The organism is Lysobacter sp. Root494, assembly GCF_001427225.1.
Classification (GTDB): Bacteria; Pseudomonadota; Gammaproteobacteria; order Xanthomonadales; family Xanthomonadaceae; genus Agrilutibacter.
Genome location: NZ_LMFH01000008.1, coordinates 335,882 through 344,463, shown reverse-complemented (window position 1 = coordinate 344,463; position 8,582 = coordinate 335,882). Strand labels below are relative to the sequence as shown.

The following is an 8,582-nucleotide window of genomic DNA, read 5'->3' as shown; positions in this document are numbered from 1 at the left end:
GCACCAGGACGTAATCGACCCCATCGCGATGCACGCCCTCGGGGGTCGGTTCTCCGGGTTCGCCAGCCCTGGCTTCGATCCGGAATTGATGTACTTCGATATGCCACTCGCGCGTGGCCGGCGCGAGCTCCTCAAAAAGGTCACGACTGAACCGAAGAATCGTGCGCAGCGATTCGCTGTCGCCCACCTCGGGAGTGATCGGAGCGAACCAGCGCTCGATGTCGCCTTGCAAGACGTTGTAGTTGCTGGATTGGTAATGCGGCTGATCCGACGCGCGTGTGATCGGGGCGCCAGCAGCCGCGGCATAGACGGCATGCCGCCGCCTGCGGTGACGGCCAACCTGGGCCAGGTATTCATCCGGCTCGAGGTCGTCCCAGCTGGCCGCGAACAGGTTCCAGTCTGCAAGTCCGCCGACCTGAAGCAGAAGGCGTCGCATTGCCTCGGCTGCCACGAATTCGAAGCCGTTCCGCCGTAGTGACTCCACGACAGTGGCATCGATAGCGGCGCGCGAACTCATAAAATCAGTAAACGACAGGCGGCTCGCCGCCAACGATCACGATGTCGGCAGGGCGCCGCGCGAACAGGCCCACGGATACGACGCCGGGAATCTGATTGAGCATCGCTTCCAGGCCGACCGGATCGGTAATCGAGAGGTTGTGCACATCGAGCACGACGTTGCCGTTGTCCGTGACCACGCCATCGCGCCACACGGGCTGCCCGCCTGTCTTCGCGAGAATCTGGCGCGCAACAAGGCTGCGAGCCATCGGAATGACTTCAACCGGCAGCGGGAACCGGCCCAGGACATCCACGCGCTTGGCGGGATCGATGATGCAGACGAATTTCTCGCTGGCTTCCGCAATGATCTTCTCGCGCGTGAGCGCGGCGCCTCCACCCTTGATCAGGCGCTTGTGCGGATCGCATTCGTCCGCGCCGTCGACATACAGCGACAGGGGGCCGGTCGAGTTGAGATCCAGCACTTCGATGCCATGCATCTGCAGGCGCTTCGTGCTCTGTTCCGAACTTGAGACCGTGCCGCGGATGCGGTCCTTGATCTTGGCAAGGGCATCGATGAAGAAGGCGACGGTGGAGCCGGTGCCGACACCGACGATCATTCCGTCTTCGACGTAGTCGACGGCCTTTTCGCCGGCCAGGCGCTTGGCTTCACTCACGAGTTCATTCCAGGGAAAGAAGAAATTTCCATTGCGGCGCCGTCACAGGCAGCACCGATAGCCGCGAGCCGCGCTGGGTCAGCGCGAAACCTTCGCCGAGCTCGTCGGTGTGCTGGCGGATTTCCTCAAGCGGAATGGTCCGCCCGAGCTTGCGTTCGAACGTGACGTCGACCAGCTCCCAGCGGGGCTGCTCACGCGTCGCCTTGGCATCGTAATAGTCGGACTTCTTGTCGAACTGGGTAGGATCGGGATAAGGAGCACTCGCGACCGTGGCAACGCCGACGACACCCGGCACGTCGCAACTCGAGTGATAGAACAGCACGCCGTCGCCGACCTGCATCGCCCGCATGTTGTTGCGGGCCTGATAGTTGCGCACGCCGGTCCACGGTTCGGTACCGACGCGCTGCAGGTCGTCGATGGAAAACGCGTCGGGTTCGGATTTCATCAGCCAATAGCGGCGGCGCGTGCTCATCGGACCTGCAGTCATCGATCGTGTACTCACGTGGACTCGCGGGAGCGTCAGGCAGCCGTCGAGGTGAAACCGAAGCAGCGCTGCTCCGTGCAGACTGCATCGAGCCGAACGTCCCACGTTTCGGCTTCGAAAACAGGCATCTGCTGTACCGCGAACGCAGCGCCGACGAGATACGGCGGGGCGCTGCGCTCATGCCGGAATGCGAAGCTGCGATCGTACCAGCCACCGCCCATGCCCAGCCGGTTGCCACGTTCGTCGAAACCCACCAGGGGCATCACGACCAGCGACATTGCATCCGCTTCGAGCAGGGAGGAGGGCGAGAGATCCGGTTCCGGAATGCCGAAACGATTACTGACCAGTGCATTCCCCGGCCGCCAGGGTGCGAAGCGCAGGTGCTGGTCGTCGCCGAGTACAGGCAGGCAATAGACGCAATCCCGAGGCAGGCGAAGTTGCCAGGCATGCAACGCGATCTCGCCGTCCAGGGCCCAATAACCGGCGACGTAGCCGGACTGCGGCGCAAAGGCAAGCGCGAGCAGATGATCCGCAAGGGCGTTGGCGGCCGCGATTCGCTCCGAAGCCGGCAAGGCACGACGGCGCTCGCGCAGGTTCTGCCTGAGAAGGCGGCGTTCGGCTGCGCGGTTTCCGTCATTCATGCGGATGGCGCGCCGGGAAGATGCTCATTCGGCATGCGCTCTCGAGAGTACGTGCGCCGCGAAAGTTGCGAACCGAAAGGCTGCAAGCCGTCTTTGCGACACGACAACGCGACGTCTGGCGTCGCGCGACAAGAATAAAAAGTCCTCCGCCGGTGTGCGATGCCTGCGAAACGACCTTGAACCCGGGGTTCAAGTGGGAACGCTTGGATGCCTTCGGGCTTTCCGCTACAGGGCGGACATGCACTCCGGGCTTCCGCTGCGCCCCCATGGTCGTCATTAAGGGACAAGGCGAATGTTTGCGCAGGCTGTCGCGCACAGCAGAGGACGTGCGCAAATTATAGCGCCGGAGCGTCGAAGCGATAGTCCGCTCGTCGGCGCGGAGACTGTTGCGATTCAGATCGCTGGCTGGAACGCACGGCAACAGCAGCCAGGGCGGCAGTGAAATAGCCTTGTTTCCTGCGGTATTCAGCGCGACGGGGTGCCGTCGAACAATCCGTCCAACTTCCGGTGCAGATCGTCGAGGGTGCGCACGATCTCGCGATCACGGCCGTCGCCTTCGTTGCGCAGGAGCTGCAATTCATGCGCGAGATTCAGTGCAGCGAGAACGGCGACGCGATCGAGTGCAGCCATCCGGTTGTTGCCACGGATCTCGCGCATCTTGTTGTCGAGCAATTTCGCTGCCGCCATGAGGCTGTCGCGCTCATCGGGCTCGCAGCCGATCGTGTATTCGCGATCGAGAAGACGGATGCTGACCGGCTCGCTGGCTTTTGAACTCACGTGTGCTGCTCCAGCGACTTGAGCCGCGCAATCATGGCTTCGACCCGCGTCCGCGCCTGCTCGTTCTTGGTCAGCAAAGTGGATCGCTCGTTGACCAGCTGCTCCTGCTGCAGACGCAGGCTGCGGTTTTCTTCGCTGAGCCGGCGCGCCTGCACGGCCAGCTCGTCGAGGCGGGCCGACAGATTCAGCAGCTCGTCGATCAGTTGATTGCGGTCCATGGGCGGATGATGGGGACCGCGCGGGAGCGGGTCAAGGCGACGGCGGACGCTCAGCCCGACACCGCCTGGCGCCCGGTTTCGGCGGCGGCGGTCGCCCAGCTGTGCAGGAAGGTCGCGCATTCGTCCGCACGCAAAGGACGGGCCAGCCAGTAACCCTGGATCTCGTCGCAGCCATGATCGTGCAGGAACTTGACCTGGGCTTCGGTCTCCACACCTTCGGCCACCACGGTCAGGCCCAGCGAATGCGCCATCGCGATCACCGCGCCGGTAATGGCTTCGTCGTCCGCGTCGCGCGTGAGGTCGCCGATGAATTCCTTGTCGATCTTGAGCGTGGTCAGCGGCAGTCGCTTCAGGTACGACAGCGACGAGTAGCCGGTACCGAAGTCGTCGATCGCCAGCCCCACGCCGATGTCGCGGATCGCCTGGAGCATCGCGGCGTTCTGCTCGGCGTTGGCCATGATCACGGTTTCAGTGAGTTCCAGTTGGAGGCGATGCGGCGGGATGTCGCGGCCGGCGAGGGCCCGCGCGACGACGTCCGACAGATGGCCTCGCGCCAGCTGCATGGCGGACACGTTCACCGCTACCGAGACATCCTCGAGGCCCTGTTCGCGCCATTGCTGCAGGGTCGCGCAGGCCTCCTGCATGGCCCATTCGCCGATCTCGAGGATCAGGCCGCTTTCTTCGGCCAGGGGGATGAAGCGGTCCGGCGGAATCTCGCCGTACTCGGGGCTGTGCCAGCGCAACAACGCCTCAACGCCGGTGATGCGCATCTGCGCCAGCGAAAGTTTCGGCTGGAACACGAGCTGCAGTTCGTTGCGGTCGAGCACCTTGCGCAGCGCCGCGGAAATCGTGGCGCGCTGGCGGATTTCCACGTCCATCGCGTCGGTGTAGCGCATGAAGGTACGGCGACCGGCAGCCTTCGCCTGGTACATCGCCGTATCGGAATGCTTGAGCAGGTCGGTGGGGATCTGCGCGTGGTCCGGATAGAGGCTGATCCCGATCGAAGGCGAGATCGACACGTCGTGGCGGTCATCGATATCCAGCGGCTGGCTGAAGGCGTCAATGATCCTGCGCGCGACCTGTTCTGCTTCGGCAATCGTGTCGAGGTCTTCGAGCACGACCGTGAACTCGTCGCCGCCAAGTCGCGCGACGGTGTGCTGGGGCCCAACCGTGCTCTGCAACCGCGCCGCGGCCGCGCGGAGGATGCGATCGCCGGCGGCATGGCCGAGGGAATCGTTGATGTCCTTGAAGCGGTCGAGGTCGAGGAACAGCACCGCAATGCGCTTGCCCTGCCTGCGCGCACGCACGATCGCGCGCGACAGGCGTTCCGACAGCAGCGTGCGGTTGGGCAGGCTGGTGAGCGTGTCGTAGTTGGCGAGATAGCGCAGTTCCTGCTCGGCGCGTTTCTGGTCGGTGATGTCGCCGAGCACGCCCACGTAATGGCTGCGCTGGCCGGAAGCGTCCAGCACGACGATGGCCTGCACCGAGCATAGGAACTCCTGTCCATCCTTGCGCTGCTGCCACAGTTCGCCCGACCAGCGTCCGTCGCGCTCCAGCCGCGTGCGCATCTGCCGGTAGAACTCGGCGTCGTGTTGCGAGCTGTTGAGCAGCGACGTGTCGCGGCCGAGCACTTCCACGTCGCTGTAACCCGTCATCCGGGTGAACGCCGGATTGACCGATACGAACGAGAAGTCGCGGTCGAACACGCACACCGCTTCGGTCATGCTGCGCAACACTTCACTGGCGATGCGGCGTTCGCGATCGGCGTTGCGCGTGGCGGTGACATCGCGAGCGGTGCCGGCGATGCGCAGGGCACGGCCGTTCTGGGCGCGGTCGACCACGCGTCCGCGCGCGAGCATCCATGCCCAGTGGCCATTGGCCAGGCGGACGCGATGTTCGGACAGCAGCACCGGCGATTCGCCGCGCAGGTGCTGGATGAGCTGTTCGCGCAATCGCGGCAGGTCTTCCGGATGCACCTCGTGTTCGCTGACGATTTCCATCTGCACGGCGGTATCGGGATCCTGCATGCCGTGTTCGTCGATGCGCATGGCGTGCATCTCGCCGCGCTGCAGGTCGTAGTCCCAGAAAACCTCGCCCGACCCCCACAACGAAAGCTTGAGGCGCTGCTCGCGTTCGCGGATCGCTTCGAACAGGCCACGTTCGCGGCGTAGCTGCTGGTGCCGGCGCCAGGCGACGACGGCAACGAACGACAGCAGTAGCAGGGCAGCGAATGCGATCACGCGCGGGTGCCGCCACCACGGCGGCAGGACCTGCACCGGCAGCCGCAGTTCCTGCGGGTTCCAGACGCCGTCGCGGTTGGTCGCCTGCACGCGCAGCACGTATTTGCCGGGCGGGAGCCGGGTGTAGGTGATGTCCTGCTGGCGACCATTGTCGATCCACATCGGATCGAATCCTTCGAGCCGATAGCGATACTGGATGTCGGCGGAAGGTGCGTAATCGAGTGCGCCAACACGCAGCCGCAGCAGGTCCGCGCCATCGGGAATCGACAGCGCGCCCGATTGCGGGAGAACGCCCTGGTTGCCCGAGGCCTCGCTGCCGATGCGCGCCGACAGCAGGCGCAACGGCGGCAGGTAGGGCGAGTCGCGAAGCGGACGCGGATCGAACACGTTGAGCCCGCGTACGCCGCCGAAGGCGAGCCGGCCATCCCCCAATATCGTGGCTGCGCCGCCGTTGAATTCGAGATCCTGCAGGCCATCGGCCATGCCGTAGATGCGGTAACGATCGTTCCTCACGTCGAAGCGCGTCAGTCCGTTGTCGGTGCCCAGCCACAAGGTTCCGGCCGGTGCTTCGATCATCGAATACACCACCGGCACCGGCCGGTCGTGCAATGCGTCGGCCAACGGGTGGACGAAGGCGATGCTGCCATTCCCGTTTTCGATGACCCGGCTCAGGCCGGCATGCGTGCCCACCCAGATGTGCCCGTCGGTCGCCTGCCACAACGTGCGGACCAGGTTGCCCGGCAGGCTGCCGGGCGCATTGAGGTCGTGGCGGAAGTGACGAAGCTGGCCAGTGGCTGGATCGAGCACATCGAGACCATCACCGGTGCCCAGCCAGATGCGGCCCCGCCGGTCTTCGAGCACGGCGTGCACGGCCGGGTGCGAGAGCTGGTGCGGATCACCATCGCGATGTCCGTAGTGCAGCACTTCGCCATCGGACGAGTAACGCAGCGCGCCATTGTTCGCCGTGCCGATCCAGAGAGCGCCACTGCGCGTGAGCGTGAGACTGCGTATCGGCGTATCGGTGTAGCGGCCCAACGCAACGGGTTCGATGCTGCCGCGGCGAGGATCCAGGCGCATTAGTCCGCGCATCGTGCCGATCCAGATGTTGCCGGCGGGCTCGCGCACCAGGGCCATTACGCGCGCGCGGTCGCTCCCGGGCGGAAGCGGCAGGCGCGGCGTGAAGTCCTCGAAGCGGTCCGCGGAGGCGTCGTAACGCAATAGCCTTGCATCATCGGTGCCGAGCCACAGTGCGCCGCTCGGGTCTTCCGCGATGGCGCGGACGCTGTCGTCGGTCGCGGGATTATGGTGGCCGCCACTGTCGAGATTGAGGATGTAGGCAAATCGCGTGCCGAGCGGATCGGTCACGGTGACGCCACGGAAATCGCCGCCCAGCCAGAGCATCCCGCCCTGGTCGATCATCAGCGTGTTGATGCCGTCTTCCGGCAGGCCCGAGGTCACGCCCGGCTGTTCACGCAACTGCAAGGCGTGCCCGTTCGCCGGATCGAACCGCAGCACGCCTTGCCGGGACAGCGAGATCCACAGCTGGTGGTCGGGCGCTTCCACTATCGCGCGCACTTCCGGCGCGGACTCGCCGATGGCGGGCCAGACCCTCAGCAGCGATCGTCCGTCCGAGGCCAGCCGGTACAGGCCCTGCATCGTCCCGATCCACAGTTGGCCGCGATGGTCGAACGCCAGTGCCCGTATCGGCATGTTTGGCCGGATCCGCTCCACGCCACCACGGGGTCCGATCCGGTAAAGCCCCGTCCGCGTGCCGTACCAGACCTCGCCGTCGCGGCCGGCTACCAGCGATTGGCGCGGCGCGTCGCGCAGGGCTCGCGAATCGAGTGTGATCACCCGGTCGCGCGTGCCGGTTTCCGGATCCAGCCGTTCCAGCCCCGCCAGCGTGCCGACCCAGACCTTGCCGGCATGCGGCAGCAGGGCCTCGACTTCGCGCTGCGTCTGTTCTCCGTCGGGTACTGCGTAATGGCGAATTTCACCCGTGGCCAGGTTGAGGCGGGCTACATACTGGGAATAGGAGCCCACCCAGAGCGAATGGTCGCCTTCCGGCGCCAGCGCGGTGACATAACTGTCGGGAAGGCTTGCCGGATCCCGCGGATCGTGCCGGTACTGCACGTAACGCTGGCCGTCGTAGCGGTGCAGGCCGCCCTGGGTCGCGACCCAGACGAAGCCCTGCGCATCCTGCGCCAGCGCATTCACGGTGTTCTGCCCGAGGCCACGCTCGCTGCCGAGACGCGCGAAGTAATAATCGCGCGTCAGCGCTCCGGCATCGGGAGCCAGGACTGCGCCGAACAGGCCTGCGATCATCGCGATCAGGCAGGCAGTTGATGAAGAAAAGAGACGCACGGACCCCGGCCGTTGGGCGTTTCGAGGAGTGTACGGCAGCGGAAGCCTGCCGCCAGCCTCGCGTCTGCCGTTAAACTCCGGGTATCCCCCGTTCACGCCGAAAACAATTCGTGTCCTCTCCCGATTTGCCCGCACCCGCCGCCCTGGAAGGCGAAATCCGCGCTCTGGCCCTGTCGGTGCCGGTGTCCGAACTACACGGCAGCCTGTGCGGCTGGCTGGCCGGTGGCGGCGCTTCGGATCGCCAGTGGCTGGGCAAGGTGTTGGCGGATCCGTCGTTGCCTGCGGTGAGCGAAGGCAGCGCGCTCGATGACATGCGCCTGGCCAGTGCCGCGCAACTCGCCGACCGCAGCTTCGAATTCGAGCTGCTCCTGCCGGGTCCCGATGACTCCCTTGCCGAGCGCAGTGGTGCGCTGTTCGACTGGTGCCGCGGATTTCTCGGCGGATTCGGCCTCGCGGCGGGCGCCGCGCCTGCCTTGTCCGAAGACAGTCGTGAAGCGCTCGCCGACATCGCCAAACTCGCCGCCGCGCAACCGCAGGACGAAGGCGATGAGGAGGACGAGGAAGCGCTGGTCGAACTCGAAGAGTTCGTCCGCGTGGCAGCACTGCTGCTGCACGGCGACTGCGTGATGGCGGCGCAGCATCGGCAGAGGTTCAATTGATCATCTGGCTCGTGCGCAACGCGCACGGTT

8 protein-coding genes and 1 other RNA gene are annotated in these 8,582 nt (G+C 65.4%); 1 reads left to right on the top strand and 8 read right to left on the bottom strand.

Translation table 11 applies throughout. The annotated features are described in order from the left end of the window. The 8 genes from ASD14_RS14430 to ASD14_RS14400 form a co-directional block, all read right to left on the bottom strand. Positions 1-517: 2OG-Fe dioxygenase family protein (locus tag ASD14_RS14430; RefSeq protein WP_056135359.1), on the bottom strand; the 517-nt coding region annotated here is incomplete at its 3' end. A 4-nt stretch (positions 518-521) separates the two neighbouring features. Then, on the bottom strand, positions 522-1,169 hold the full coding sequence (rpiA, locus tag ASD14_RS14425) for a ribose-5-phosphate isomerase RpiA (RefSeq protein ID WP_056135356.1): 648 nt from the start codon (positions 1,167-1,169) through the stop codon (positions 522-524). 4 nt (positions 1,170-1,173) lie between these two features. Beyond that, positions 1,174-1,641, bottom strand: a complete 468-nt coding sequence (locus tag ASD14_RS14420; protein WP_056135352.1) for an EVE domain-containing protein — start codon at positions 1,639-1,641, stop codon at positions 1,174-1,176. Between the two features lie 47 nt (positions 1,642-1,688). Further along, the gene (locus ASD14_RS14415; RefSeq protein WP_056135350.1) at positions 1,689-2,294 is read right to left on the bottom strand and encodes a 5-formyltetrahydrofolate cyclo-ligase; all 606 of its coding nucleotides are present in this window, start codon (positions 2,292-2,294) and stop codon (positions 1,689-1,691) included. A 139-nt stretch (positions 2,295-2,433) separates the two neighbouring features. Continuing rightward, positions 2,434-2,621, bottom strand: a non-coding RNA gene (ssrS, locus tag ASD14_RS15820) — 6S RNA. A 138-nt stretch (positions 2,622-2,759) separates the two neighbouring features. Then, on the bottom strand, positions 2,760-3,071 hold the full coding sequence (locus tag ASD14_RS14410; RefSeq protein ID WP_056135346.1) for a cell division protein ZapA: 312 nt from the start codon (positions 3,069-3,071) through the stop codon (positions 2,760-2,762). Beyond that, complete coding sequence (locus ASD14_RS14405) at positions 3,068-3,289, bottom strand: TIGR02449 family protein (RefSeq protein ID WP_056135343.1); 222 nt, start codon at positions 3,287-3,289, stop codon at positions 3,068-3,070. The genes ASD14_RS14410 and ASD14_RS14405 overlap by 4 nt, the downstream gene beginning before the upstream one ends. A gap of 50 nt (positions 3,290-3,339) precedes the next feature. Next, the gene (locus tag ASD14_RS14400) at positions 3,340-7,854 is read right to left on the bottom strand and encodes an EAL domain-containing protein (RefSeq protein WP_056135340.1); all 4,515 of its coding nucleotides are present in this window, start codon (positions 7,852-7,854) and stop codon (positions 3,340-3,342) included. A 149-nt stretch (positions 7,855-8,003) separates the two neighbouring features. On the opposite strand from ASD14_RS14400, the gene ASD14_RS14395 reads away from it, so the two are divergent. Further along, positions 8,004-8,552 carry a UPF0149 family protein gene (locus tag ASD14_RS14395; protein WP_056135337.1) on the top strand — a complete coding sequence of 183 codons (549 nt, stop codon included), beginning with the start codon at positions 8,004-8,006 and terminating at the stop codon, positions 8,550-8,552. Positions 8,553-8,582: the final 30 nt, after the last annotated feature.